The sequence below is a fragment of the Paracoccus ravus genome (assembly GCF_004522175.1).
Taxonomy (GTDB): domain Bacteria; phylum Pseudomonadota; class Alphaproteobacteria; order Rhodobacterales; family Rhodobacteraceae; genus Paracoccus; species Paracoccus ravus.
The window spans coordinates 21892-46648 of sequence record NZ_SDEB01000005.1 but is presented as its reverse complement, the minus strand read 5'-3'; the positions used below and the strand labels follow the sequence as shown (position 1 = coordinate 46648).

The 24757-nt window shown below is 64.8% G+C and carries 24 protein-coding genes and 2 tRNA genes; 14 read left to right on the top strand and 12 right to left on the bottom strand.

What is annotated here, in order from left to right; all coding sequences use genetic code 11:
- From ESZ60_RS05740 to ESZ60_RS05730, 3 genes are read left to right on the top strand one after another with little or no spacing between them, the layout of a single operon-like run.
- On the top strand, positions 1-1032 hold the full coding sequence (locus tag ESZ60_RS05740) for a glycosyltransferase family 2 protein (protein ID WP_134679472.1): 1032 nt from the start codon (positions 1-3) through the stop codon (positions 1030-1032).
- The gene (locus ESZ60_RS05735) at positions 1029-2750 is read left to right on the top strand and encodes a beta-1,6-N-acetylglucosaminyltransferase (protein WP_245155589.1); all 1722 of its coding nucleotides are present in this window, start codon (positions 1029-1031) and stop codon (positions 2748-2750) included. Before ESZ60_RS05740 ends, ESZ60_RS05735 begins: the two co-directional genes overlap by 4 nt.
- Positions 2750-4144, top strand: coding sequence for a sulfotransferase (locus tag ESZ60_RS05730; protein ID WP_245155588.1), 1395 nt, complete (start codon positions 2750-2752; stop codon positions 4142-4144). Before ESZ60_RS05735 ends, ESZ60_RS05730 begins: the two co-directional genes overlap by 1 nt.
- A gap of 6 nt (positions 4145-4150) precedes the next feature.
- On the opposite strand, the gene ESZ60_RS05725 is transcribed toward ESZ60_RS05730, so the two are convergent.
- The 8 genes from ESZ60_RS05725 to ESZ60_RS05690 all read right to left on the bottom strand — a co-directional run bounded on the left by ESZ60_RS05725 (position 4151) and on the right by ESZ60_RS05690 (position 10035).
- Positions 4151-5095 (bottom strand): DMT family transporter, encoded by a 945-nt coding sequence (locus ESZ60_RS05725; RefSeq protein ID WP_134679470.1) that lies wholly within the window; start codon positions 5093-5095, stop codon positions 4151-4153.
- Positions 5092-6135 carry a tRNA epoxyqueuosine(34) reductase QueG gene (gene queG / locus ESZ60_RS05720; RefSeq protein ID WP_134679469.1) on the bottom strand — a complete coding sequence of 348 codons (1044 nt, stop codon included), beginning with the start codon at positions 6133-6135 and terminating at the stop codon, positions 5092-5094. The genes ESZ60_RS05725 and queG overlap by 4 nt, the downstream gene beginning before the upstream one ends.
- A complete protein-coding gene (gene fzlA, locus ESZ60_RS05715) occupies positions 6116-6805 on the bottom strand; it encodes an FtsZ-binding protein FzlA (protein WP_134679468.1) in 690 nt (229 codons plus the stop codon). The genes queG and fzlA overlap by 20 nt, the downstream gene beginning before the upstream one ends.
- Before the next feature lie 63 nt (positions 6806-6868).
- Complete coding sequence (gene mtgA / locus ESZ60_RS05710) at positions 6869-7627, bottom strand: monofunctional biosynthetic peptidoglycan transglycosylase (RefSeq protein WP_134679467.1); 759 nt, start codon at positions 7625-7627, stop codon at positions 6869-6871.
- Between the two features lie 45 nt (positions 7628-7672).
- Complete coding sequence (locus ESZ60_RS05705) at positions 7673-8251, bottom strand: DUF1269 domain-containing protein (RefSeq protein ID WP_134679466.1); 579 nt, start codon at positions 8249-8251, stop codon at positions 7673-7675.
- Positions 8252-8318: 67 nt separating this feature from the next.
- On the bottom strand, positions 8319-9716 hold the full coding sequence (locus ESZ60_RS05700) for a cryptochrome/photolyase family protein (protein WP_134679465.1): 1398 nt from the start codon (positions 9714-9716) through the stop codon (positions 8319-8321).
- A 113-nt stretch (positions 9717-9829) separates the two neighbouring features.
- A tRNA-Lys gene (locus ESZ60_RS05695) sits at positions 9830-9905 on the bottom strand.
- A gap of 54 nt (positions 9906-9959) precedes the next feature.
- A tRNA-Lys gene (locus ESZ60_RS05690) sits at positions 9960-10035 on the bottom strand.
- A gap of 98 nt (positions 10036-10133) precedes the next feature.
- On the opposite strand from ESZ60_RS05690, the gene dapF reads away from it, so the two are divergent.
- The 7 genes from dapF to ESZ60_RS05655 all read left to right on the top strand — a co-directional run bounded on the left by dapF (position 10134) and on the right by ESZ60_RS05655 (position 17138).
- On the top strand, positions 10134-10961 hold the full coding sequence (dapF, locus tag ESZ60_RS05685; protein ID WP_134679464.1) for a diaminopimelate epimerase: 828 nt from the start codon (positions 10134-10136) through the stop codon (positions 10959-10961).
- Complete coding sequence (gene mtaB, locus ESZ60_RS05680) at positions 10958-12223, top strand: tRNA (N(6)-L-threonylcarbamoyladenosine(37)-C(2))-methylthiotransferase MtaB (RefSeq protein ID WP_134679463.1); 1266 nt, start codon at positions 10958-10960, stop codon at positions 12221-12223. Before dapF ends, mtaB begins: the two co-directional genes overlap by 4 nt.
- A 189-nt stretch (positions 12224-12412) precedes the next feature.
- Complete coding sequence (locus tag ESZ60_RS05675; RefSeq protein ID WP_134679462.1) at positions 12413-13330, top strand: histone deacetylase family protein; 918 nt, start codon at positions 12413-12415, stop codon at positions 13328-13330.
- Complete coding sequence (locus ESZ60_RS05670) at positions 13327-13563, top strand: exodeoxyribonuclease VII small subunit (protein WP_134679461.1); 237 nt, start codon at positions 13327-13329, stop codon at positions 13561-13563. The genes ESZ60_RS05675 and ESZ60_RS05670 overlap by 4 nt, the downstream gene beginning before the upstream one ends.
- Positions 13563-14426, top strand: a complete 864-nt coding sequence (locus tag ESZ60_RS05665) for a polyprenyl synthetase family protein (RefSeq protein WP_134679460.1) — start codon at positions 13563-13565, stop codon at positions 14424-14426. The genes ESZ60_RS05670 and ESZ60_RS05665 overlap by 1 nt, the downstream gene beginning before the upstream one ends.
- A 22-nt stretch (positions 14427-14448) precedes the next feature.
- Positions 14449-16374, top strand: coding sequence for a 1-deoxy-D-xylulose-5-phosphate synthase (gene dxs, locus ESZ60_RS05660; RefSeq protein WP_134679459.1), 1926 nt, complete (start codon positions 14449-14451; stop codon positions 16372-16374).
- A gap of 8 nt (positions 16375-16382) precedes the next feature.
- Entirely contained in the window at positions 16383-17138 is a 756-nt protein-coding gene (locus tag ESZ60_RS05655) for a COG3650 family protein (RefSeq protein WP_134679458.1), read from the top strand.
- On the opposite strand, the gene ESZ60_RS05650 is transcribed toward ESZ60_RS05655, so the two are convergent.
- Together ESZ60_RS05650 and ESZ60_RS05645 are read right to left on the bottom strand one after the other, a co-directional pair.
- Positions 17135-17986 (bottom strand): SDR family oxidoreductase, encoded by an 852-nt coding sequence (locus tag ESZ60_RS05650; RefSeq protein WP_134679457.1) that lies wholly within the window; start codon positions 17984-17986, stop codon positions 17135-17137. The two genes, ESZ60_RS05655 and ESZ60_RS05650, sit on opposite strands and share 4 nt — an antisense overlap.
- Positions 17983-18969, bottom strand: coding sequence for an LLM class flavin-dependent oxidoreductase (locus ESZ60_RS05645; protein WP_134679456.1), 987 nt, complete (start codon positions 18967-18969; stop codon positions 17983-17985). The genes ESZ60_RS05650 and ESZ60_RS05645 overlap by 4 nt, the downstream gene beginning before the upstream one ends.
- A 96-nt stretch (positions 18970-19065) precedes the next feature.
- On the opposite strand from ESZ60_RS05645, the gene ESZ60_RS05640 reads away from it, so the two are divergent.
- The 3 genes from ESZ60_RS05640 (at position 19066) to ESZ60_RS05630 (ending at position 22062) form a co-directional block, all read left to right on the top strand.
- Positions 19066-20550: an AMP nucleosidase gene (locus ESZ60_RS05640; RefSeq protein WP_425331306.1), complete on the top strand. Its 1485-nt coding sequence runs from the start codon at positions 19066-19068 to the stop codon at positions 20548-20550.
- A gap of 154 nt (positions 20551-20704) precedes the next feature.
- Positions 20705-21004 carry an HU family DNA-binding protein gene (locus ESZ60_RS05635; protein WP_134679455.1) on the top strand — a complete coding sequence of 100 codons (300 nt, stop codon included), beginning with the start codon at positions 20705-20707 and terminating at the stop codon, positions 21002-21004.
- Between the two features lie 137 nt (positions 21005-21141).
- Positions 21142-22062, top strand: coding sequence for a DMT family transporter (locus ESZ60_RS05630; protein ID WP_134679454.1), 921 nt, complete (start codon positions 21142-21144; stop codon positions 22060-22062).
- On the opposite strand, the gene ESZ60_RS05625 is transcribed toward ESZ60_RS05630, so the two are convergent.
- On the bottom strand, positions 22017-22610 hold the full coding sequence (locus ESZ60_RS05625) for a glutathione S-transferase family protein (RefSeq protein WP_134679453.1): 594 nt from the start codon (positions 22608-22610) through the stop codon (positions 22017-22019). The two genes, ESZ60_RS05630 and ESZ60_RS05625, sit on opposite strands and share 46 nt — an antisense overlap.
- 60 nt (positions 22611-22670) lie before the next feature.
- Between ESZ60_RS05625 and ESZ60_RS05620 the strand changes: the two genes are divergently transcribed.
- Positions 22671-23375 carry a helix-turn-helix transcriptional regulator gene (locus tag ESZ60_RS05620; protein ID WP_134679452.1) on the top strand — a complete coding sequence of 235 codons (705 nt, stop codon included), beginning with the start codon at positions 22671-22673 and terminating at the stop codon, positions 23373-23375.
- Here the strand turns inward: ESZ60_RS05620 and ESZ60_RS05615 are convergent.
- Positions 23353-24756, bottom strand: a complete 1404-nt coding sequence (locus ESZ60_RS05615) for an aminotransferase class V-fold PLP-dependent enzyme (protein ID WP_134679451.1) — start codon at positions 24754-24756, stop codon at positions 23353-23355. The genes ESZ60_RS05620 and ESZ60_RS05615 overlap by 23 nt on opposite strands.
- Between the last annotated feature and the right edge of the window lies 1 nt (position 24757).

The following is a 24757-nucleotide window of genomic DNA, read 5'->3' as shown; positions in this document are numbered from 1 at the left end:
ATGACCGTGTCGCGAATTTTCAGGACGTTTCGCAGAAAGTTCCGCCTTCGCGCCCGCCGACAATGGCTTCTGGCGCGGGCGATCCGGCGTCGCCATCGGCTCAGGCCGATCTCTGACCGTACGAAACGCATTCGCGGCCGGGACATCCTGCTGTTCATGTCGATGCGGAACGAAAAGGTCCGGCTGCCCTATTTTCTGGATTACTATCGCCAGAAAGGTGTCCAGCATTTCCTGATCGTCGACAATGGCTCGACCGATGGCGGTGCCGAATATCTGGCCCAAGAGCCAGATGTCTCGCTTTGGACGACGAATGCCAGTTACAAGGATTCGCGCTTCGGCATGGATTGGCTGAACTGGCTGCTGTTCCGCTATGGGCGCGGGCATTGGTGCCTGACCGTCGATCCCGACGAGTTCCTGGTCTATCCGCATCACGATACCCGCCCGCTCAGGGCGCTGACGGATTGGCTGGATGCCTCGGCGATCAAATCTTTTTCCGCGATGCTGCTCGACATGTATCCCAAGGGAGGGCTGGACGAGCAATCCTATCGCGAGGGGCAGGATCCGTTCCAGATCGCGGCCTGGTTCGACCCGGCGAATTACACGATCCGCAAGAATGCGGAATATACCAATCTGTGGATTCAGGGCGGACCGAGAAGCCGCGTGTTTTTCCGGGACGAGCCTGAAAAGAGCCCGGCGCTGAACAAGATCCCGCTGGTGCGCTGGGAGCGCGGCTATGCCTATGCCAGTTCGACGCATATGCTACTGCCGCGATCGCTGAATGTCGTCTATGATGAGGATGGCGGCGAAAAGGCTTCGGGCTGTCTGCTACATGCCAAGTTTCTTTCGACCTTCGTCGGCAAATCCGCCGAGGAACTGGAGCGTCGCCAGCATTATGCGGACAGTCAGGAATACATGGCCTATCATTCGGGTTTGAACCAGGCGCAGGATTTCTGGTGCCCGGAATCGCGCCGCTACGAGGGCTGGCGCCAACTCGAGGATCTCGGGCTGATCTCGAAGGGGAATTGGGCATGAACCAGCGCCCGTTCGAGATTGCGGCCAGCCCGCAGCAACAGGCCGGCGGCCCCCGCCTTGGCATCATCATGCTGTGTCATACCGCCTTGCCGCTCGCGACGCGCATGGCCGAGATCTGGGCGAGGGGCGGGGCGGCGCTTGTCGTCCATATCGACGCCAAGGTCCATGCCGATGAGGTGGCGACCATGCGCAGCGATCTGGCCGCGCATGGCGACATCGTCTTTTCACGGCGTCAGGCCTGCGAATGGGGCCGGTTCAGCCTGGTCCGGGCGACGCTGGACGCGGCCGAACTGATGCTGGACCGGTTCGAGGACGTGACCCATGTCATGGTCGTCTCTGGGACATGCCTGCCCTTGCGGCCCGTGGCGGATCTGCTGGCTTTTTTGGCACAGCATCCCAACCGGGATTTCATCGAGAGCGTCACGGCCGAGGATGTGGGTTGGACCATGGGCGGGCTGAACGAGGAGCGCTTTACCCTGCGCTTTCCGATCGGCTTTCGCCGCAACAAGAAGCTGTTCGACCGGCTGGTCGATCTCCAGCGGCGCTGGAACCTGTCCCGGCGCATTCCGGATGGGCTGGTTCCCCATCTGGGCTCGCAATGGTGGTGTCTGACCCGGCCTACCCTGAACAGCATCCTGACCGATCACCGCCGCGACGAGTTCGACCGGTATTTCAATCATGTCTGGATCCCCGACGAGAGCTATTTCCAGACCCTTGTGCGGCGCCATTCGACCCGGATCGAAAGCCGCTCCCTAACGCTTGCCAAGTTCGACGAACAGGGCAAGCCCTATGTATTCTACAATGACCACCGGCAGTTGCTCGAGGAATCGCGCTGCTTCGTGGCGCGCAAGATCTGGCCCGAGGCATCCGCGCTCTTGTCGCATTTCCCGCGCCCGCTGCAGGGCGAGCCTTCGCCCGCCGAGCCCCAGCCCGAGCGGGTCGAACGCATCTTTTCCCAAGCGGTGGCACGCAGAAGGCTGGGTCGGCCCGGGCTCTACATGCAGAGCCGCTTCCCGCTCCGGGACAAGGAAAACGGCAAGACCTCGGGGCCTTATGTGGTGATGCAGGGATTTTCGGACCTGTTCCCCGATTTCGAAAGCTGGCTTTCGGAGCGGATAGATGCGGATGTGCATGGCCATGTCATGGCAGCCGAGCGGGTCGAGTTCCTCGGCCGGGGCGAGATCGGACCCGGCGGGCTCTCGGACAGTGCCGCCCTGCGCGATCTCGATCCACGCGGCTTCATCTCGAACCTGATCCGCATCTCGGGCCGGATGCAGGTGATGCAGTTCAGCCCGCGCGACGCGCAAAGCCTGAACTGGTTCATGGCGACAGACCCGAATGCCCGCATCCTTGTGATCACCGGGGCCTGGGCGGTGCCGCTCTTGCATTCCGGGATGCCCTTTGACGATATCCGCAGGGCCGCCGCACGACTGCAAAGGATCGAACTGGCCCAGATCGAGGTCCTGAACTCGGTCTGGCTCAAGGCGCGGACGGGGATCTGGGATCTGGGCGATTTCTGCGCAAGACCTGCGGGCATCCTGCGCAATGTCCTGCGCGAACTCGGGGGTGATCCGGAAGCGGCTGCAAACCTGCCGCAGATGCGCGAGATTGCCGGCATGGGGCGGTTCTTGCAGCGCCTGCGCAATGCCGGGCTGAAACCGCAACTCATGGGCGATTTTCCTGCGGCCGACGCCGCGATGACAAGGGACCGGATCTGATGCAGCCAGGGTTTTCGCGCTTCGTGATCTTTGCCGAGATGCGGACGGGCTCGAACCTGCTCGAAGCCACGCTGAACGGGCTCAAACGCGTCACCTGTTTCGGCGAGGCCTTCAACCCCTACATGATGGGCTGGCCCGACAAGGACGAGTTGAAGGGCGTCAGCAAGGCCGAGCGTGATGCCGATCCGATGGTCCTGCTGCGCGCGATCTTTGACAAACCCAACCATCTGCCGGGGTTTCGCTATTTCCACGATCACGATCCGCGGGTCTTTGACGCGATCATGGATGACCGGTCCTGCGCCAAGATCGTCCTGACGCGCAATCCGGTGGAAAGCTTCGTTTCGACCGCATTGGCGCGGGCCACCAACCAGTGGAAGCTGAACGAGACCGAGACCCCGATCCCCGCCGCCACGCATTTCGATGTCGAGGAATTCCGGCAGGTCACCTCCGAGGTCGAGGAATTCCATCTCAAGGTGCAGCACCGTTTGCAGGTCAGCGGGCAATCGGCTTTCTGGCTCGGTTACGAGGATCTTCGCGACGTGGGGGTGATGACGGGGCTTCTGCATTGGCTGGGCCGCACCGATCTGGAACGGGTCGAACCCGCGAGCGATCAGGTGCCGCAAAACCCGCGCGAACTCTCCGACAAGGTGACGAATTTCGCCGAGATGGAGGCATCTCTTGCCCGGCTTGATCCGTTCATGCTGCGCAAGATCCCGAATTTCGAACCCCGCCGGGGTCCTGCCGTCCCATCGTTCCAGATTTGCGAGGCGGGCAGGGGGCTGATTTTCATGCCCATGCGCGGCGGCCCGACCGAGCGCGTGAGCGCCTGGCTGCGGGGATTCGGTGCGGCGCGATCTGACGTGAACCAGAATGAGTTGCGGCAATGGAAGCGCGACCATGCCGGTCACCGCAGCTTCACCGTTCTACGTCATCCGCTTTACCGGGCATGGCGCGCCTTTGAGACGATGCTGAAACAATCGAACCCGGAATTGCGGCAAACCCTGCGCGAGATCCATCGCGTCGCCCTGCCGCCCGATCCCGAACTTGCAGACCTGACGGACACGCGCAGGGTCGAGCTATTCGACGCCTTCCTGGATTTCCTGCGTCGCAACCTGAATGGCCAGACCTCGCTGCCGGTCCATCCCGGCTGGGCGAGCCAGTCCGAATTGCTGGCCGGATTTTCCCGATTTGGCGCGCCCGACATGGTTCTGCGCGAAGAGGAACTGGCCCGCGATCTGCCCTGGCTCGCCAGCTCGGCCGGGGTGAACGGCCCCGTCGATCCGCCCGCGCCCGAGCGGTTTCCGGATTTCCTTGACGATCAGAAACTGCGGGGCGCGGCGAAGCGCGCCTATCTGCGGGATTACGTGGCCTTCGGATTCGGCGGCAAACCGTAGCCGGGCTCAGCCCTGCGGCGTCATCGCCTTGCGCTGCCGGTTCCGCTCGAGGCCAAGCTGGCGTTCGCGCCAGATGATCAGGATCCCCGCCGTGATCACCAGCGCAGCCCCGGCCAGCATCACCATGGTCGGGGCCTCGTCAAAGACGAACCAGCCGATCAGCAGCGCCAGCAGCATCGAGGCATATTCGAAAGGCGCGACCAGCGAGGCATCGGCATAGCGATAGGCCGAGGTCAGCAGGATTTGCCCAAGCCCACCCAATAGCCCGATGGTGATCAGCAGAGCGAGCGTGCCGGGCGAGGGCATGACCCAGCCAAAGGGCAGGGTAAGCAGGCTCAGCAGCGTCGAGGTCACCGAGAACCAGAAGACGATGGCCGAGGTGCGTTCTTCCTGCACGAGCTTGCGCACAAAGATCATCGCCATGGCGGTGCAGGCAGCCCCGGTCAGCGTAACGACCGCGCCGAGTTGCTGCCCGGGATCCAGTTCCGCCCCTGCAGTCAGACGCGGCGACAAGACGATGACCACGCCCAAGAGGCCCATCACCACCATGCTCAGGCGAAACAGCCGGACCTCTTCGCCCAGAAACATCGCGGCAAAAATTACCGTCATCAGCGGCGCGGCATAGCCGATGGCCGTGACCTCGGGGAAGGGCAGTAGCGATAGTGCCCAGAAACCCATGCCCATCGCCATGGTCCCGACGACGCCGCGATAGAAATGCCCCATCGGGCGAAAGGTCTTTAGCCCGACGCTGAGTTCGCGCCGCCAGATCAGCCAGATCAGGATCACCGGAATGGCGAAAAGCGAGCGGAAGAAGATCTGTTGGCCGGGCGGGACGCCCAAGCCCGCCTCCGAGGTCGCCTTGATCAGCGAGGCCATGATGGTGAAGACCACCACGCTGATGCATTTCAGAAGGATGCCGCGCAGCGGACTTTCAGGCGTGTGATGGATCATGACAACTTTTGGCAGGCCCATTGGGCTGCGTCGGCAACAGTCGGATCGGGATCGTTCAGCAAGGCTTCGGCCACCGGGCGCAGATGTGCAAGCCCCGAATTGCCGATGGCGTAAAGAGAGTTGCGCACCATCCTGTCGCGCCCGATCCGCTTGATCGGACTGCCCGAGAAGCGGGCGCGGAACGCAGCATCGTCCATACCGGCCAACTCGGCCAAAGCCGGCGCGCCATGCGGTCCGTGATAGCGCAGCTCGGTCGCGGCTTGGGCAAATTTGTTCCAAGGGCAGGCGGCCAGACAATCGTCGCAGCCATAGATCCGGTTGCCCATGAGCGGGCGCAGTTCCGGATCGACCGGGCCTTTATGCTCGATCGTCAGGTAAGAAATGCAGCGCCGCGCATCCAGTTGGTAGGGCGCGGGGAAGGCCCCGGTCGGGCAGGCGTCCAGACATGCCCGGCACGAGCCGCAATTGGTCCGCTCGGGCGCGTCCTTTGGCAGGTCGAGCGTTGTGAAGATCGCGCCGAGGAAGAACCAACTGCCAAGCTGACGCGACAGCAGGTTCGTATGCTTGCCCTGCCAGCCCAGACCCGCCGCCTGCGCCAAGGGCTTTTCCATCACCGGGGCGGTATCGACGAAAACCTTGATCTCGCAGCCGGTCTGGCTCACCAGCCAACCGCCCAAACGTTTCAGCCGCTTCTTGACCAGATCGTGGTAATCCTTGCCCTGTGCATAGACGCTGACCGCGCCGCGGTCGGGATATTTCAGCACCTCGATCGGGTCATGCTCGGGCGTGTAAAGCTCGGCCAGCATAATGACCGAGCGCGCCTCGGGCCAAAGCGCGTCGGGGGCAGCGCGCCAATGCGTGCGCTCGGCCATCCATTCCATCTGGCCATGGCGTTCTTGCGCAAGGAATTCCGCCAGCCGCTCGGGCAGTTCGGGGTTGGCGTCAGGCGCAGAAATGCCAAGGGCCGAGAAACCCTCGGCCCGTGATTGTTCCTCAAGCCGGGAACGAATTTCTACGGGGTCAGAAATCCAAGAGGGCATAATGCGGTGCCGGGTGAACCCCCGGCAGATGATCCGCCAGAAGGCTTCGGAAAGCCGGGCGGGATTTGATCTTGGCGTACCATTCCTGCACCTCGGCGGAATGGGTCCAATCCACGTCCGAGATATAGTCGAGGCAGGACAGATGCGCGGCGGCGGCGAAATCTGCCAGCGTCATCACGTCGCCAGCCAGCCAGCGGCGATGTTCGAGCAGGCTCTTCATGTAGTCCATATGGTAGCGGATCGCCGAAAGGCCAGCCTTGACGGTGCGGGAATCCGGATAGCCGAGCCGCATGACCTTCTTCCAGACCCGCTCATTCATCACCGGGCGGGTGCATTCATTGGCGAACTTGTCGTCGAACCATGAGCAGAGCCTACGCACCTCGTAGCGGTCGGCCGCCGAAGAGGGCAGCAGCGCGGGCGTCGGATAGCGCTCGTCGAGATATTCGCAGATCGCCTGACTTTCGGCGAGCAGGCGGCCATCCATGCGCAGCACCGGCAGCTTGCCCGCCGGGTTGCGGCGCATGATCTCGGAGCCGGGCTCCCAATAGCGATCCTCGACAAGCTCGACCTCGATCCGTTTCTCGGCCAGCACCAGACGCACCTTGCGGCAATAGGGCGAGAGCGAGATGTGGTAAAGCCTGATGGTGGAATTCGGAGAGGACGTATTCATCTGGGGGAAACACCGGGGGAAATTCGCGGACTGCTTGTGTGATACGCTTGGAATTTCACGGTTTCAACCAGCTTGGCCCGGCCGCGCCAGCCGCAGGCAGGAATCGCGCCCATCCGCGCGGATCGTGGCCGCGCCCGCGGCGATTGCCCGCGTGCGGGCAGAGCCGGTCTGCGGCTTGCGTGTCTTGGGGGCGGGAAGGATAGCGGCCAGCGCCGCCGCTTGCCTTGTGCCGAGCTTGTCCGGCGTGGTGCCAAAGTGATATTTGGCGGCGGCATGGATGCCGAACACGCCGGGGCCGAATTCGGCGAGGTTCAGATAGACCTCGACGATGCGCCGCTTGGACCACAGCGCCTCGATCATCGGGGTATAGGTCGTTTCCAGCAATTTGCGCGGCCAGCTTCGGCCCTGCCAGAGGAACACGTTCTTCGCGGTCTGCTGGGAGATCGTCGAGGCCCCCCGGCTTGATCCCGAGGCAATCGCGCGGCGGATCTCGATCATGTCGAAACCCCAATGCTTGCAGAAATTTGCGTCCTCGGCGGCGACCACCGCCCGCACCATATTCGGTGAAATCTCGGACAGGCTTGTCCATTCCCGCGCCGTGCCCGGAAACGCGCGCGTGCCCGTCAGGATCGTCCAGCTTGTCGGGGGATTGACGAAGGAGAACACGAAAACCAGCACGAACATCAAGGCAAGGAAGCGCAGGCCAAGCCATCGCGCCCATGCCCATAGCCAGAGGCCAAGCCGACGCAGGGGGCCACCGCGCCGGGCGTTTCCAGCGGCGCGCTTAGGGTTTCCTGCAAGGCTGTCGCTGGACCGGGGCATGAAAGGCGTCCTCTCATGCCCAAATCCATGCGTCAAGCGCTGTGGCTAGATCTGTTCGGGGCCTTCCGTCGCGGTGGGGGCGGCCGGTCGAGGCGCCGGATCTGCAGCTGGAATGCCAAGCGCGCTGCCCAGCTTGCCCCCGGCAAAGGCCTCGCGCAGCTTCTCCTCCTGATCGTCGGGCAGCGAGGTTTGCAGCACCCGCCCGCGCAGCTTGAAACTTTCGAGACGCGCCAGAACCTTGTCCGCGGTCATCTTGCGCAGCAGGACGCAGACTGCCGAACCGCCCGGCGGGATCGACTGGCCAAGCTCGCGCATGAAATCGTCATTGATGCCGATATCGGTGAACCGGCCCGCGATCGCCCCAGAGGCCGCCCCAACTGCGGCGCCGATCAGCGGGTTCAGGAAGATCAGCCCGACCAGTGTGCCCCAGAAGCCGCCGCCCAAAGCACCGGCGGCGGTCAGGTTCACCGCCTGATGCAGTTGGATATCCTCGGCCGCGGGCCGGGTGATAACGACGGCATCCTCGAGCTGGATCAGATATTCCTTTTGCAGTTTGACGAGTTCGCTGCGCAATTCGAAACCGGTCGCCTCGTCGTCGAAGGCAATGACTAGCAGGTCGGACATGAAGGACTCCTTGAAATGGGTCATGCGTCTTCCGCCCTTTCGAACGCGACTGGCCGCCGAGACGTTCCTAGACCCGCATCCCTTCATAGGCCGCAAGGGCGGCGCGGCGGCCCGAGGCCAGATCCTCGGCCGCCTCCTTCGCGTCATAGCATTGCGGCACGATCCAGTCCGAAGGCAGGGTGTCGAAGTAATCGCGCGCCGCGTCGCTGTCGCTTCCGAGATGGCCCAAAAGCCAGCGTCGCTGGTAGCGCGCCTCGGGGTCGAAACGCTTTGCCTGCGTCAAGGGATTGAAGATACGGAAAAAAGGCGCGGCATCCGGGCCGCATCCGGCGACCCATTGCCAGTTCATCGCATTGGCCGCCGGGTCCCAGTCGGTCAGGCTGTCCGCAAAATGCGCGAGCCCCTGCCGCCAGTCGATCAGCAGATGCTTGGTCAGATAGCTTGCGCAGACCATCCGGGCGCGATTATGCATCCGTCCCGTCACACGCATTTCGCGCAGCCCGGCATCGACAAGGGGAATGCCGGTGCGGGCCTGCCGCCAGGCCTCGAAGGCGGGATCCCGGTTGCGCCAGGGAAATGCAGCCCATTCCTCGCGCCAGGGGCGCTGGGCCATCGCGGGAAACGAGATCAGCAAATGCCAGGCAAATTCCCGCCAGATCAGTTCGGATAGGAATTTCTGCGCGTCACCGGAATGCGCATGGGATTGTTGAATGGCGGCCCAGATGCTGCGGGGGCTGATCTCGCCCAGGGCAAGCGCTTCGGAAAGGCAAGAGGTCGCATGACGGTCGATGCGGTCCCGTCCGGCTTGGTAGCCTGCCAGCCGGTCGATGAAATCCCCCAAGGCCTGCCAGGCCGCAGTCTCTCCTGCGGGCAGGGCATGGCGTTCAAGAACTGCCTCGCCCGAATAGAGGTCCGGCGCGAGGTCGAGGGTCTGGACATCCTCTCCGGCGGGCCTGTCGCTTGCGAGGGTCAGCAGGGTCGGCGCGGGGCAGGGGCGATCCGGCCCGATATTGCGCAGGGATCGGGCGAATGCGCTATAGACCCGATATGTCCCGCCCGTGGTACTGCGCAGGGCGGCCGGATGGATCAGCAGATGGCCCGGATGCAGATGCAATGCCACGCCGTCCAGCCGGCTGCTCAGGCGATCCTGGGCTTGCCGCATCGCGGGGCAGGGCCAGTCGCTGGCGTGGATCGTCCGTGCGGCTTGTCGCGCGGCAAGGGCGGGCAGAACCTCTTCGGGCTCGCCGCGCAGCACGAGGACGCCTTGGCCCAATCTGTATCGCAATTCGGCGTCAAAGGCCTTCAGGGCGCGGGCAAGCCGCCATCGGCTGGCCGCGCCCTGAGCCATCAATGCCCGGTCGATGACAAAGACCGGCAGCACGGGCCCCTCGTTTGCAGCGGCACAAAGGGATGGATTGTCACGGATCCGGAAATCCCGGCAGATCCAGAAGAGAGTTGCAGCCATGCCGTTCCCGCTTGCTTACCAGCAAGTGAACCCCGGCAAGGGATAAGGGTTTCCGGCCCGGCTCTGTAAATTGGGCAGCCAGCCGGTCGCGCGAACGGATTTTCAGGAAAGAATGGTGAGCCCGACAGGATTCGAACCTGTGACCCACTGATTAAAAGTCAGTTGCTCTACCAACTGAGCTACGGGCCCACGTATGAAGACACAAAAGGCTCGGGCATCGCGGCCCAAGCCTTTGGTATGTGATGGTGAGCCCGACAGGATTCGAACCTGTGACCCACTGATTAAAAGTCAGTTGCTCTACCAACTGAGCTACGGGCCCACTGCACAGGGCGGCTAACTAGTGTCGGTGGCTGATGGGGTCAAGCGAAAAAATCACGGCCTCTGGAAAATTCTTCCCGCCAAGCGTATGTGACCGGCATGGATCAGCAGCCGCAGTTTACCCCCCGCGCCGCTTTGCCCTTCATGAAAATGCATGGGCTCGGCAATGATTTCGTCGTCATCGACGGTCGCCAGACCGGCGCCGAGCCCGATCGCGATGTGATCGCGGCGATGGCGGATCGGCATTTCGGTATTGGTTTCGACCAATTGGCCGTGATCCTGCCCGCAAAGGATGCCGATGCGCGGCTGGTCTTTTACAATAGCGACGGCTCGGTTTCGGCGGCCTGCGGCAATGCCACGCGCTGCGTTGCGCGCTATCTTCTGGACGAATCGGGGGCGCGGGATTTGCGGCTTGCGACCGATCACGCCGTGCTGATCGCCGAGGAAGCCGGCAATGGTCTGACCCGCGTGAATATGGGGCAGCCGGTGCTGGACTGGGCCCGGATCCCGTTGGCCGAAGATATCGATACGTTGCATCTGCCGATCGCGGGCGACCCGGTCGCGACCGGCATGGGCAACCCGCATATGACTTTCTTCGTCGAGGATGTGGCGGCGGTTCATCTCGAGAATTTCGGCCCGATCCACGAGCATCATCCGCTATATCCCGAGCGAGCCAATATCGAAGTGGTGCAGATCGTCTCGCCGGACGAGATCATCCTGCGCATCTGGGAGCGCGGGACCGGCATCACCTTGGCCTCGGGTTCCTGCTCCTGCGCTTCGGTCGTCGCGGCGGCACGGCGCGGCCTGACGAACCGCAAGGTCAAGGTCAATGTCCCCGGCGGCATCTTGGAAATCGACTGGCGCGAGGACGGGGTCTGGATGACCGGCCCGACCGCGCATGTCTTTGACGGGGTCTGGCGCTCATGACCGATCAGTCTCAGGCCCCGGTCTTTGCGACGCTGGGTTGCCGTCTCAATGCCTATGAAACCGAGGCCATGCGCGAAATGGCCGAATCCGCGGGGCTGAAAGGCGCCGTGATCGTGAATACCTGCGCGGTGACCGCCGAGGCCGTGCGCAAGGCGCGTCAGGAAATCCGCCGCCTCTCGCGCGAGAATCCGGGCGCGCCGGTCATCGTCACCGGCTGCGCGGCCCAGACCGAGCCCGAGACCTTCGCCGCCATGGCCGAGGTCACACGCGTCATCGGCAACCATGAAAAGATGCAGCCCCAGACATGGGCCAGCATTCAGGCCCCCGACCTGATCGGCGAGACCGAAAAGGTGCAGGTCGATGACATCATGTCCGTCAAGGAGACCGCCGGCCACCTGATCGACGGCTTCGGCCGCCACCGCGCCTATGTGCAGGTCCAGAACGGCTGCGACCACCGCTGCACCTTCTGCATCATCCCTTACGGCCGGGGCAATTCGCGCTCGGTCCCGGCGGGCGTGGTCGTGGACCAGATCAAGCGCCTGCGCGATCGCGGCTTCAACGAGGTGGTGCTGACCGGGGTCGACCTGACCTCATGGGGCGCGGACCTGCCGGGCCAGCCCAAGCTTGGCGATCTGGTCATGCGCATCCTGCGGCTGGTGCCCGACCTGCCGCGCCTGCGCATCAGCTCGATCGATTCGATCGAGGCCGATGAGAACCTGATGCTCGCCATCGCCAGCGAGCCGCGGCTGATGCCGCATCTGCACCTGTCGCTGCAAGCGGGCGACGACATGATCCTGAAACGGATGAAGCGCCGCCACCTGCGCGACGACGCCATCCGCTTCTGCGAGGATGCCCGCAAGCTGCGTCCCGGCATCGTCTTCGGCGCCGATATCATCGCCGGTTTCCCGACCGAGACCGAGGAGATGTTCGAGAACAGCCTGAAGCTGGTCGATGATTGCGGCCTGACCTTCCTGCATGTCTTCCCCTATTCGGCGCGCAAGGGCACGCCCGCCGCGCGCATGCCGCGCGTCGCCGGTCCCGCGATCAAGGACCGCGCCGCCCGACTGCGCGCCAAGGGCGACGCCGCGCTGGTCTCGCATCTTGAGGCGCAGGTCGGGCAGACCCGCCTGGTTCTGACCGAAGGCCCGCGCCTCGCCCGGACCGAGCATTTCACCGAGGTCGCCTTCGACCGCGACATGCCCGAGGGCTCGCTGATCGAGGTGGCCATTCTCGGGCATGACGGCCAACGCCTGGTGGCCTGAAGCCTCTCCATCCGATCCTGCGCGCGCGTCCGGCGCGCCGGATCCGGCGGCCGGGCATCCCCCGGCCCCGCACATCCTGCGCGGGTGATGCGTCAGGGATAGGCAATCCCCGAAGCCCGACCCGTCCATTTCGGCAGGTCGCGGAACTATCACTTGCCCGGTCGGGAAGTGCCTTCTAATCGTTTTGGCATGACGCTTCTTTATACACATCCGTCGGGTTTTCGGCATGTTACGCCACCCAGCCATCCGGAACGCGTGGCACGGCTTGACGCCGTGATCGACGCGTTGGCCGGACTCGAGCTGGATCGGTGCGAGGCCCCCGACGCCACGGATGAGGATATCCTGCGTTGCCATCCACCGGCCTATCTCTCGATGGTGCGGCGCAAGCTGCCGAGCGAGGGCTGGACCATGCTCGATGCCGACACCTACCTGTCGCCGGGCAGTCTCGAAGCCGCATCCCATGCCGTCGGCGGCGTCTGCGCGGCGGTGGATGCGGTGCTCGCGGGCGAGGCGGGCAGCGCATTTGTTGCCATGCGCCCCCCCGGCCATCACGCCGAGCGCGCGCGGGCGATGGGGTTCTGCATCTTCAACTCGATCGCCATTGGCGCGCAGCGGGCCTTGGATCATCACGGGCTCGACCGGGTCGCGGTCCTTGATTTCGATGTCCATCACGGCAATGGCACGCAGGACCTGCTCTGGAACGAGCCGCGCGCCTTTTTCGCCTCGACCCATCAATACCCGCTCTATCCCGGCACCGGCGGGGCAACTGAGCGCGGCGCGCATGGCCAGATCCTGAACGTGCCCCTGCAGGCGGGCTCGGATGGGACTGTCGCGCGGGCGGCATGGCAGGAGATTTGCGCCCGGATGAGCGCGTTCCAGCCGCAACTCGTCCTCGTCTCGGCGGGGTTCGACGCCCATGCCGATGATCCGCTGGCCTCGCTTCTATGGGATGACACCGATTTCGCGGCGATTACGCGGATGATCTGCGACGCGGCGCTCGCATGTTCGGCCCCTGTGGTATCGGTGCTCGAAGGTGGTTATGATCTTGCGGCTCTGGGCCGCTCGGCGCGCGCCCATGTCCAGGTTCTGAGGGAGACGTCGCCATGACCGAGATCGAAAACATGTCCTTCGAAGAGGCGATGCGCGAGCTGGAGGCGACCGTCGGCAAGCTCGAGCATGGCGAGGCCTCGCTCGAGGAATCGATCAAGCTTTACGAACGCGGTGCGCTTCTGCGCGCGCATTGCGACAAGGTGCTGCGCGCCGCCGAGGAGCGGGTCGAGAAGATCACCCTCGCGGCCAATGGTCAGCCGGTGGGCACGGTTCCCGTCGAGGGGCTGTGATGCAAGCCCGACTTGAGGATGTGAAGGCGCAGGTCCAGACCGCGCTCGACGAGGCCATGGCCAACCTGCCGCCGGGCGAACTGACCGACGCGATGCGCTATGCCTGCATCGGTGGCAAACGGCTGCGGGCGTTTCTGGTCATGGAATCGGCGCGGCTCTTCGGCCTGTCCGACCGCGATGCGCTGCCGGTCGCGGCGGCGGTCGAGGCGCTGCACGCCTATAGCCTCGTCCATGACGATCTGCCATCCATGGATGACGACGATTTGCGCCGGGGCCTGCCGACCTGTCATATCCAATGGTCCGAGGCGACCGCGATCCTTGCCGGGGACGCGCTGCAAACGCTGGCCTTCGGCCTTCTGACCGAGGCGCAGATCGGCGGCCCCGAGACCCGCATCAGTCTGATCCGCGCATTCGCCGAGGCGGTCGGCGCGCGGGGCATGGTCTGGGGACAGGCCCTCGACATCGCCGCCGAGAACGCCGTTCAGCCGCTCGACCTCGTGGCGATCAAGCGCCTGCAAGGGGCCAAGACCGGCGCGCTGATCGTCTTCTCGGCCACGGCCGGGGCGCTCATGGCTGGTGAGGACGCCGCCCCTCTGACCGAATATGCCCGCAATATCGGTCTGGCCTTCCAGATTCAGGACGATATCCTTGACGTGACCGGCAGCGAAGATCAGACCGGAAAGCGCCTGAACAAGGACGGTGCCGCGAACAAGGCCACCTTCGTGTCGCTGCTGGGGCTGGATGGTGCGCAGGACAAGGCCCGAAAACTGGTCCGTGCCGCCGAGTCCGCCCTTGAACCCTATGGCGAAAATGCCGGAAACCTGCGCGCGCTTGCGCGGTTTATCATCGAACGCGACGCCTGAATTTCCGACGAAAGGGTCAGCCATGAGCCAGACCGATCACCCCGACCGCCCCGCGACGCCGGTGCTTGACCGTGTCAGCCTGCCCTCGGACCTGAAGGCTCTGACCGACCGCGAGCTGATCCAGCTTGCCGACGAACTGCGCGCCGAGACGATCTCGGCTGTCTCTTGCACGGGCGGCCATCTGGGCGCGGGTCTGGGCGTCGTCGAACTGACAGTGGCGCTGCATGCGGTCTTTGAAACCCCGCGCGACAAGATCATCTGGGATGTCGGCCATCAATGCTATCCGCATAAGATCCTGACCGGACGCCGCGACCGCATCCGCACCCTGCGCACCGAGGGCGGGCTTTCCGGTTTTACCAAGCGTTCGGAAAGCCCCTATGACCCGTTCGGGGCGGGGCATAGCTCGACCTCGATCAGCGCGGCTTTGGGCTTTGCCATGGCGCGCGAACTTGGCGGCGATCCGGGCGATGCGATCGCGGTGATCGGCGACGGCGCGATGACCGCTGGCATGGCCTTCGAGGCGCTGAACAATGCGGGCGATCTGGGCAAGCGGCTGTTCGTCGTGCTGAACGACAATGAAATGTCCATTGCGCCGCCGACCGGGGCGCTGTCGCGCTACCTGACCCGGCTTTACGCCGAGCGCCCGCTGCAGGACCTCAAGGCCATGGCCAAGGGCGCGGTGGGCTTCCTGCCGCCGACCCTGCAAGAGGGCGCGCGCCGCGCCAAGGAGATGCTCAAGGGCATGACCATCGGCGGCACGCTTTTCGAGGAGCTGGGCTTTTCCTATGTCGGCCCGGTCGATGGCCATGACCTGAGCCAGCTTCTGCCGCTTCTGCGCACGCTGCGCGAACGCGCGACCGGCCCGGTGCTGATCCATGCAGTGACCAAGAAGGGCAAGGGCTATGCCCCGGCCGAGCGCGCCTCGGACAAGGGCCATGCCACGGCGAAATTCGACGTGGCGACCGGCACGCAGGCCAAGGCCAAGTCAAATGCGCCGAGCTATACCTCGGTCTTTGCCCGCGCGCTGCTGGATCAGGCGTCGCGCGACGACAAGATCGTGGCGGTGACCGCCGCCATGCCGGACGGCACCGGCCTGAACCTTTTCGCCGAGCGCTTCCCGCGCCGCTGCTTCGACGTGGGCATCGCCGAGCAGCATGCCGTGACCTATGCGGCGGGCCTTGCGGCGGGGGGGATGAAACCCTTCTGCGCGCTCTACTCGACCTTCCTGCAGCGCGGCTACGATCAGGTCGTGCATGACGTGGCGATCCAGCGCCTGCCGGTGCGCTTCGCCATCGACCGCGCCGGGCTGGTCGGTGCCGATGGCGCGACCCATGCCGGAGCCTATGACATCGCCTTCCTCGCGAACCTGCCCGGCATGGTCGTCATGGCCGCTGCCGATGAGGCGGAACTCGTGCATATGGTCGCCACCGCCGCCGCCCACGATGCGGGCCCGATCGCCTTCCGCTACCCGCGCGGCGAGGGCATGGGCGTCGAGATGCCGGAACGCGGCGAGCCGCTGGAGATCGGCAAGGGCCGTGTCATCGCCGAGGGCAAGCGCGTCGCGATCCTGTCCTTTGGCACGCGCCTGGCCGAGGTCATGCGTGCGCGCGAGGAACTTCTGGCCCTTGGCGTGCAGCCGACCGTGGTCGATGCCCGCTTTGCCAAGCCCCTCGACCGCGATCTTATCCTGCGCCTTGCCCGCACGCATGAGGCGCTGATCACCATCGAAGAGGGCGCAGTCGGCGGTTTCGGCAGCCTTGTCGCGCAACTTCTTGCCGATGAGGGCGTGTTCGACAAAGGGCTGCGCTTCCGCCAGATGGTGCTTCCCGATACGTTCATCGACCATGCAAGCCCCGAGGCCATGTATCGCGAGGCGCGCATGTCCGCCCCCGACATCAAGGCCAAGGTGCTGGAGGTTCTGAACGTGGCCGTGGCGAAACGCGCGTGAGGTTGAAGATGCTGCGAATCCTGTTGACCGGGCTTGCCCTGAGCGCACCGCTTTCGGCCTTGGCGCAAGACCCCTCCGCGCCAGCACAACCGGCCCCGAACGCGGCAGAACAGCCCAAGGCTCCGGAGGCGGCCGTCGAGGCAAAGCCAGCCGAGCCCGCCGCCGCGGCCCCCGCGCCTGCGCCCGCCGCGGCCAAACCGCCGGAATACCTGCCCAATCTCTATGATGTCACTGTCGTCGAGACCTGGGACACGCTGAATGTGCGCGAGCGCCCGGACGGACAGGCCAAGGTCATCGCGACCCTGCCCGCCACCGCGACCGGGGTCGAGCTGATCGCCCGCGATCCCGAAGGGAAATGGGGCAAGGTCAATGTCGGCGAGAAAAGCGGCTGGGTCGCCTTGCGCTTCCTCAAGCCCGAGACCGGCGTCTGGCAGACCGAAGCCCTGCCGCAAAGTCTGAGCTGCGCCGGGACCGAACCCTTCTGGTCGCTCAAGGCGGCGAAATCCGGCGTGGTCTTTTCCGAGCCGGATCACGAGGATCGCCAGCTTGAACTGCGCCGCGTCATGGATCGCGGCATCGAGGGCGAGCCGACCCGAGGACTGATCGCGGGTGATGACAAGGGTCGCCTCACTGGCTTTGTCCGCCCCGCGCAATGCTGGGACGGCATGTCGGACCGGGCTTATGGCCTTGCGATCTCGGTCATTCTCGACGGCGCGGAGACGCCCTCGCGGATGCTGACCGGCTGCTGCACGCTCGCGCGCTAGGCCTCGGCGGCGAGCAGCGCCGCCAAGCCGCTGCGGTAATCGGGATAGCGCAGACTGATGCCAAGCTCGCGCTTGATCAGTGCGTTCGAGACCCGCTTGTTTTCCGCGTAGAACGATCGCGCCATCGGCGTCATTTCGGCCGTGGCGAAGTCTTCCTCCGGCGGGAGAGGCAGGCCCAGTAGCTCTGCGGCATGGGCGATGACCGCCTCGGGCGGGGCAGGGTCGTCGTCGCATAGGTTGTAGATCGCGCCAAGGCGCGGGGCCTTGATCGAGGCCAGTAGGACCTGTGCGATATCCTCGGTATGAATGCGCGAAAAGACCTGACCGGGCTTCACGATGCGCCGCGCCGTGCCAGAACGTACCTTGGCGAAAGGCCCGCGCCCCGGCCCATAGATCCCGGCCAGACGGAAGATATGCAGCGGCAGGTCATGCGCGTGGGCCAAGGCCTGCCATGCGGTTTCAGCCGCGACGCGCTCATGGCCGCGCTTGGTCGAGGGCGTCAGGGGCGTTTCCTCATCCACCCAGCCGCCCGCATGGTCGCCATAGACCCCGGTCGTCGAAAGATAGCCCAGCCAAAGCGGCTTGGCCTGGGCGATGTCCTCGGCGAAATCCGCCAGGGCGGGGTCGTGGCCCTGTCCCGGCCCGGCCGAAATCAGGATGGCATCGGCGCGGGCAATCTCTTCTCTGATGGTTGCCTCATGGCCGGGCCAAAGCATCGGGCGCGCGCCGCTCTGCGCAACACGCTCGGGATGGGCACGGGTCGTGCCCGTGACCTCCCAGCCTTCAGCCAACAGAAGCGGGGTCAGGAATCCCGCGCTATAGCCATGACCAAGGACCAGCGCCCTCATCCGCGCGCCCGCAGGATCTCGGCGGCGAGTTCGAAGGAACGGTGCCGCGCCTTCTGGTCATAGATATTGCCGACAAGGATCAATTCATCCGGGCGGTAGCGGGCGATCAGGTCCTCGAGTCTCGCCGCCACCGTCTGGGGTGCGCCCACCGCGCTGACCGACAGGGCATGCTCGACGCCGGGCAAAATAGCGGCCGGAACCGCCGCGTGGATGTCATCGACCGGCGGGGGCAGGAGGCCGGGATGCCCGGTGCGCAGCCGGGCAAAGCTGATCATCTGGCTCGTGCGCAGGCGCTGCGCCTCGGCATCGGTCTCGGCGGCGATGACATTCACTGCCAGCATGAAGCGCGGGCGGCTGCCAAAGGGCGTTTCCTGAAAGCGCTCGCGGTAAAGCGGCACGGCCTGATCCAGATCGCCGGGCGCGAAATGGCTGGCAAAGGCATAGGGCAGGCCAAGTGCCGCGGCCAAGCTCGCGCCGTAAAGCGACGAGCCGAGGATCCAGACCGGGACATTGGTGTCCTGCCCCGGATGGGCCGCGACCGTCGCGCCGGGCTGGGCCGGGCCGAAATAGCGCAGAAGCTCGATCACATCATTCGGGAAATCCTCGTTGCGCGACATGCTGCGGCGAAGCGCGTGCATGACCGCGCCGTCCCCGCCGGGGGCGCGGCCAAGGCCAAGATCGATGCGGTCGCCATGGATGGTCGCAAGCGTCCCGAATTGCTCGGCGATCGCCAGCGGCGCGTGGTTCGGCAGCATCACGCCGCCCGCGCCGACGCGGATTGTCTTGGTCTGGGCGGCGACATGGTTGATCAGCACCGCAGTCGCGGCGCTGGCGATCCCCGGCATATTGTGATGCTCGGCCAGCCAGAACCGGTGATAACCCCAGCCCTCGGCGGCCTGCGCCAGCGCGACGGAATTGGCGATAGCCTTACGGGCATCGGAGCCCTCTGCGACAACCGCCAGATCCAGTATCGAAAATTGCATCGGAAATACTCCTTTGGGTGCCAGATAGGGCGGCCCGACGGCGCTTGCCAGTCCCCGGTCGCAATGCCAGAGTTTCTTAAAACAGGAGCAGCGCGCATGATGACCGACCGCCGGCTATTGCCTCTCGAGACGCCGGAACCCGCCGGAAAAGCCTATTTCAGCGATGCGGCAGAAGCTGTCGAGAAGCTGATCGAGCTATACGAGCGGGCCTCGCATTTCTTGCTCGACCGCTTTCTTTCGACGCTGAAAGGCGATCCGCCCAAGGCGCGCTATCGCGCCTTTTATCCCGAATTGCGGATGATCGTGACAAGCCATGCCAAGGTGGATTCGCGGCTTTCCTTCGGCCATGTCGCGCTGCCGGGCAGCTATGCGACGACGGTGACGCGGCCCGATCTGTTCCGCGGCTACCTGACCGAGCAGATCGGACTCTTGATGAAAAACCACGGCGTCGAAATCGCGGTGGGCGACAGTGACACGCCGATGCCGGTGCATTTCGCGGTGGCGACGCAAAGCGACCTGAACGTGCCGCAGGAAGGTGTGCTGGCCTTTTCGCTGCGCGATGTCTTTGACGTGCCGGACCTGAACACGATGAACGATGACATCGTGAACGGCACTTCGGGGCCGAACCCGGATGGCAGCCAGCCGCTTGCGCCCTTCACCGCGCAAAGGGTGGATTACTCGCTGGCGCGGCTCTCGCATTACACCGCGACCTTGCCCGAGCATTTCCAGAATTTCGTGCTGTTTACGAACTACCAGTTCTATGTGGACGAGTTCGAGGCCTTTGCCCGCCGCGCCCTCGGCGACCCGGATTCCGGCTATACCGAGTTCGTCGCGCCGGGGAACCAGATCCTCGAACGCCCCGAGGATCTGCTGGTCACCGGGGCCAAGACGCCGCAGATGCCCGCCTATCACCTGAAGCGCCCCGATGGCGACGGGATTACGCTGGTGAATATCGGGGTGGGGCCGTCGAACGCCAAGACGGCCACGGACCATATCGCGGTGCTGCGGCCGCATGCCTGGCTGATGGTCGGCCATTGCGCTGGCCTCAGGAACAGCCAGTCGCTTGGCGATTTCGTGCTGGCACATGCCTATCTGCGCGAAGATCACGTTCTGGACGACGACCTGCCGATCTGGGTCCCGATCCCGGCTCTGGCCGAGGTACAGGTGGCCCTGCAAGAGGCCGTGGCCGAGGTCACGCAGCTGGATGGTTATGAGCTGAAACGCATCATGCGGACGGGCACCGTCGCCACGATCGACAACCGCAACTGGGAGCTTCGCGACCAGTCCGGCCCGGTGCAGCGCCTGTCGCAGTCGCGCGCCGTTGCGCTCGACATGGAAAGCGCCACCATCGCGGCGAACGGCTTCCGCTTCCGGGTTCCCTACGGCACGCTGCTTTGCGTCTCGGACAAGCCGCTGCATGGTGAGTTGAAGCTACCGGGGATGGCCACGGATTTCTACCGGACGCAGGTCGCCAACCATCTGCTGATCGGAATTCGGGCGATGGAGAAGCTTCGGGCAACTCCGCTCGATCGGATACACTCGCGGAAGTTGCGCTCGTTCAACGAGACCGCCTTCCTGTAATTCCGGGTGGACGCCGGTCCGTTTCGCTGCGTTTGCTGGGGATAAATGGCCAAAATTGGCTTGCACCCACGTCAAAAAGCTTGTGTAGCGGAAATCATGCCGCCAAGGTGGCGTTCGAAAATTTCCCGAACGGGAAACAACGAGGAGACAGACTATGGCTCAGGCCGCTTCGAAACCGATGACCAAGACCCAGCTGGTTGCCACGCTGGCCGAAGAAATGGGCAGCGACAAGAAAACTGCCACCGCTGCGCTGGACGCGCTTTCGGCCGTCGTCGCCAAGACCGTCGCCGAGGGCGGCGCTCTGACCCTGCCGGGCATCGGCAAAGTCGCTTGCCGCGCCCGCCCCGAGCGTCAGGTCCGCAATCCGCAGACCCAGGAAATGATGACCAAGCCCGCCGACAAGGTGGTCAAGATCACCATCGCGAAAGCGCTGAAAGACAGCGTCAACGCCTGATTTCAGGACTGATCCGCTGAGGGGGTCGTGCAGCTTGCGCGGCCCCTTTTTCATGTCCGGGGACCTGCCAAGGAATTGACTTGCACATACCCCCTCGTATGGTAGCCAGTCCGGGGCAGCTTGACGCGGGGGCGGACATGGATTTGCGGGCCATTGCCATGGGGGTGGGATTCGCCCTGTTCTGGTCCTCGGCCTTCACCACCACCCGGATCATCGTCATGGCCGCGCCGCCGCTGACCGCGCTGGTGCTGCGGTTTGCCCTTTCTGCGGTGATTGCCGTCCCGATGGCGCTGGCCATGGGCCAAAGCCTGCGGCTCAGCCGGAACGAGTGGAAAACCGTCATCATCTTTGGCATCTGCCAGAACGCCTTGTATCTGGGGCTGAACTGGATCGCGATGCAACAGGTCGAGGCCTCGGCCGCTGCGATCATCGCCTCGATGATGCCGCTGGCGGTGGCATTCCTCGGATGGCTTTTCTTCCGCGAAAGGCTGCGCCCCATGGCGGTGGCGGGACTGGTGCTGGGGGTGATCGGCGTCTGCCTGATCATGGGGATCCGGCTGCAACATGGCCTGAATGTGCCGGGCATGATGATGTGCCTTGTGGCGGTCGTCGCCCTGGCGGCTGCGACCCTTGCCGCGCGGGGCGTCGGCGGCAGTCGCAACATGATGACCATTGTCGCGGCGCAGATGGCGGTGGGGGCCGTCACGCTGGCTATTCCCGCGGCTCTCATGGAATGGGGCCGACCGATCCAGTGGGATGCACGCTTGCTGTGGGCGTTTCTTTACACCGTCCTTGCGCCGGGGATCGGCGCGACATGGATCTGGTTCCTGCTGGTCGGTCGCGTTGGCGCGGTGCGGGCCGCGACCTTCCATTTCCTCTCGCCGATCTTTGGCGTGGTCATTGCCGCGGCGATGCTGGGCGAGCGCTTTGGTGTCTCGGACGTGATCGGGGCGCTGATCGTCGCGGCGGGCATCCTCATGGTGCAACTGGCCAGGTTGCCGGTCGAAGGCCCTCAGGCGACCGCCTCGGCTGCGCGGGCGATGGCCGGGCGCGAATAGACCCGCTGCACCCATTCCGCGATGGCCGGGGTCGAGCGCATCTGATCCTTGAAGAAGTTGAAAGGCCCCGCGATCAGCAGATCTGCCGCCGAAAACCGATCGCCAAGCAGCCAGGGCTGGCGGCGCAGGACCTCGTCCAATTCGGCGAGTGCGGTGTCGTAATCGCGGAAGGTCGCGGTCAGGACGGGATGCTCCAACTCCGCGAACTGAAAGATTGCGACTGGCTCAAGCACGCCCTGATACCAGAAGAGCCAGGCCAGATAGGCCCCGCGCCTGGGATCTCCGGGCAGCGGGGCAAGGCCGGCCTCGGGGAACATGTCGGTCAGATAGGTGATGATCGCGCCGCGCTCGCGGACATGGTCCTCGCCATTCACCAGATAGGGAACCTTGCCCTCGGGATGCGGATTGGCGGGATCGCGCCCGCCCGAGCCATCCTGACGCGGGATCGTCACCTGCCGGATCGTGACCTTGTCGCGAATGCCCATTTCCTCGATCAGTTCGACGATGACATCCGAGCGGCTCTGCGGCGCATGGTATAGGGTTAGCATCTTGGCCTCCTGTTGCGATAAGGTCAGGATGCGCCGAGCCTGCTGACAAAAGGTGGCAGCATGTCCCGCACCGACCGGCTGATGCGACTGATGGATGCCCTGCGCCGCCTGCCTGCGCCGGTGACGGCTGCGCGGCTGGCGCAAGAGACCGGCGTTTCCCTGCGCCAGCTTTACCGTGACATCGCGACCCTGCGCGCGGGCGGTGCGCTGATCGACGGCGAGGCGGGCGTGGGCTATGCGCTGACCGAGGATCCGGCCTTGCCGCCGCAAAGCTTTTCTCGGCTCGAGATCGAGGCATTGCTTCTTGCGGTCTCGGGCCTGCGCGGGCTGGGGGACGAGGTTCTGAGCCGCGCGGGCGAAGACGCGATGGCCCGCATCATCGCGACCTTGCCCGAGTCGCAGGGACGCCACGCCATGCATGCGACGATGCGCCTGTTCCGGCCCGTGGGGGCGACGCGCCCCGTGCCGGGGGTGGACATGACCCTGTTGCGCCAGTCTTTGTGGGAGGAGCATAGTCTGGTGATCGAGTATCTTGATCTTCGGGACCACCACAGCCGGCGCGAGATCTGGCCGCTGGGGCTAAGCTACAGCGACCAGAGCGTGATGCTGCTCGCGCATTGCCGCCTGCGCGACGATTTCCGCGTCTTTCATGTGCCGCGGATCCGGCTCATGGAGCGTGGCGCGACCAGTTTCCGGCCGCGCCGCGTCGCCTTGCTGCGCGAATATCTTGCGAAAGAGCGCGCTATTCCGCCGCCACGGGCGTAAAGATCGCGGTCGCGCGGTCGCAGGAATATTGTGCAAGATGATCTGGCCCGTGATCCGCGAGGCTGATCACGGCTGCGAGAATGGCCTCGATCTCGGAGCGCGGTGCGGCCCAGCACAGGTTCAGCCGCACGAAGCCCGGCTTTTCATGTTCGTCTCCGGCGAGGATCGCCGCGCGCATCCGATCGGAGGCCGCAGCGTCCAGCCCCAGCAGATCGTGAACATAGGGCCCGGCACAGGCGCAGCCGCCGCGCGCCTGAACTCCGTGCAGATCCGAAAGCATCCGGGTGGCGAGCTGCTGATGGATGAAACCGCCTTGTCCGTCGCGGATGCGGAAGCTGAAAAAGGGCAGGCGGGGGGCATCGGGATTTCCCAGCAACTCGATCCGGGGATGGTCCCCCAGCCGGTCCAGACCCAGCCGCAGCCATTGCGCATGTCTGGCCTCGATTCCGGACTGTCCTGCCGCCTCCTTGGTCAGAAAGACCAGCGCGGCGCGGATGTCTCCGACGACATTCGGTGTGCCACCCTCTTCCCGCGCCTCGAGTGATGTTGCGTAATCTTGCCCGAGGGGCGAGACGAAACGCACCGTGCCTCCGCCGGGCAGGCTGGGCCGCTGCGCCACGACCGCCTCGCGGCGCAGGATCAAGACGCCAGACGCGCCGGGTCCGCCGATGAACTTGTGCGGCGAGGCGACGATGGCATCCATCCCCAGCCCCATGTCAATCGGCAGGTAGGGCGCGCCGCCCGCATAGTCCCAGACCGCGCGCGCGCCTGCCTGCTTGAGGATCGCGGTCACCAACGCCACGTCGGTCAGGATCCCGGTCACGTTGGAAGCAGCAGAAAATGCGCCGATGACCGGTCCCTGTGCCTCTGCCAGCGCCGCCCGCAGGGCCGTCAGATCCGGCCCGCCTGACGGGGCTTCGGGCAGGGCGATGACCTGCGCGCCGCTTTCGCGCCAGGGCAGGATATTGGAATGATGCTCATAGGGTCCGATCAGCACGGTGATGCCCGGCCCAGCGTCGAGCAGATGGACCAGCCTGTTGATGCCCTGCGTCGCCCCCGAACCGGTAAAGATCACGGCATGTTCCGGCCCTGCCTTCGTCAGTCGGGCGATCTCGGCCCGCGCGGCGCGGCGCATCCGGGTCATCATGCCGCCGCAATGACTGGCCTCGGTATGGCTGTTTGCATACCAGGGCAGGACATTCTCGATCACCCAGTCCTCGAGCGGACGCAGCGCCCGGCCCGAGGCAATGTAATCCGCATAGATCAGCGGACGCGGCCCGAACGGCCCCCGGATGACGGCATCGCGACCGATCAGATGCTGATGGATGGTGTTCAGCGGGTCGTTGCCCAGACGTTCGATAAAGCTTTGGAATGGCGGCATG

Bases quoted from the DNA above. Each gene is read 5' to 3' on its own strand.
- ESZ60_RS05740 (WP_134679472.1), top strand. From the start codon at position 1: ATGACCGTGTCGCGAATTTTCAGGACGTTTCGCAGAAAGTTCCGCCTT.
- ESZ60_RS05735 (WP_245155589.1), top strand. From the start codon at position 1,029: ATGAACCAGCGCCCGTTCGAGATTGCGGCCAGCCCGCAGCAACAGGCC.
- ESZ60_RS05730 (WP_245155588.1), top strand. From the start codon at position 2,750: ATGCAGCCAGGGTTTTCGCGCTTCGTGATCTTTGCCGAGATGCGGACG.
- ESZ60_RS05725 (WP_134679470.1), bottom strand. From the start codon at position 5,095: ATGATCCATCACACGCCTGAAAGTCCGCTGCGCGGCATCCTTCTGAAA.
- queG (WP_134679469.1), bottom strand. From the start codon at position 6,135: ATGCCCTCTTGGATTTCTGACCCCGTAGAAATTCGTTCCCGGCTTGAG.
- fzlA (WP_134679468.1), bottom strand. From the start codon at position 6,805: ATGAATACGTCCTCTCCGAATTCCACCATCAGGCTTTACCACATCTCG.
- mtgA (WP_134679467.1), bottom strand. From the start codon at position 7,627: ATGCCCCGGTCCAGCGACAGCCTTGCAGGAAACCCTAAGCGCGCCGCT.
- ESZ60_RS05705 (WP_134679466.1), bottom strand. From the start codon at position 8,251: ATGTCCGACCTGCTAGTCATTGCCTTCGACGACGAGGCGACCGGTTTC.
- ESZ60_RS05700 (WP_134679465.1), bottom strand. From the start codon at position 9,716: ATGGCTGCAACTCTCTTCTGGATCTGCCGGGATTTCCGGATCCGTGAC.
- dapF (WP_134679464.1), top strand. From the start codon at position 10,134: ATGGATCAGCAGCCGCAGTTTACCCCCCGCGCCGCTTTGCCCTTCATG.
- mtaB (WP_134679463.1), top strand. From the start codon at position 10,958: ATGACCGATCAGTCTCAGGCCCCGGTCTTTGCGACGCTGGGTTGCCGT.
- ESZ60_RS05675 (WP_134679462.1), top strand. From the start codon at position 12,413: ATGACGCTTCTTTATACACATCCGTCGGGTTTTCGGCATGTTACGCCA.
- ESZ60_RS05670 (WP_134679461.1), top strand. From the start codon at position 13,327: ATGACCGAGATCGAAAACATGTCCTTCGAAGAGGCGATGCGCGAGCTG.
- ESZ60_RS05665 (WP_134679460.1), top strand. From the start codon at position 13,563: ATGCAAGCCCGACTTGAGGATGTGAAGGCGCAGGTCCAGACCGCGCTC.
- dxs (WP_134679459.1), top strand. From the start codon at position 14,449: ATGAGCCAGACCGATCACCCCGACCGCCCCGCGACGCCGGTGCTTGAC.
- ESZ60_RS05655 (WP_134679458.1), top strand. From the start codon at position 16,383: ATGCTGCGAATCCTGTTGACCGGGCTTGCCCTGAGCGCACCGCTTTCG.
- ESZ60_RS05650 (WP_134679457.1), bottom strand. From the start codon at position 17,986: ATGAGGGCGCTGGTCCTTGGTCATGGCTATAGCGCGGGATTCCTGACC.
- ESZ60_RS05645 (WP_134679456.1), bottom strand. From the start codon at position 18,969: ATGCAATTTTCGATACTGGATCTGGCGGTTGTCGCAGAGGGCTCCGAT.
- ESZ60_RS05640 (WP_425331306.1), top strand. From the start codon at position 19,066: ATGATGACCGACCGCCGGCTATTGCCTCTCGAGACGCCGGAACCCGCC.
- ESZ60_RS05635 (WP_134679455.1), top strand. From the start codon at position 20,705: ATGGCTCAGGCCGCTTCGAAACCGATGACCAAGACCCAGCTGGTTGCC.
- ESZ60_RS05630 (WP_134679454.1), top strand. From the start codon at position 21,142: ATGGATTTGCGGGCCATTGCCATGGGGGTGGGATTCGCCCTGTTCTGG.
- ESZ60_RS05625 (WP_134679453.1), bottom strand. From the start codon at position 22,610: ATGCTAACCCTATACCATGCGCCGCAGAGCCGCTCGGATGTCATCGTC.
- ESZ60_RS05620 (WP_134679452.1), top strand. From the start codon at position 22,671: ATGTCCCGCACCGACCGGCTGATGCGACTGATGGATGCCCTGCGCCGC.
- ESZ60_RS05615 (WP_134679451.1), bottom strand. From the start codon at position 24,756: ATGCCGCCATTCCAAAGCTTTATCGAACGTCTGGGCAACGACCCGCTG.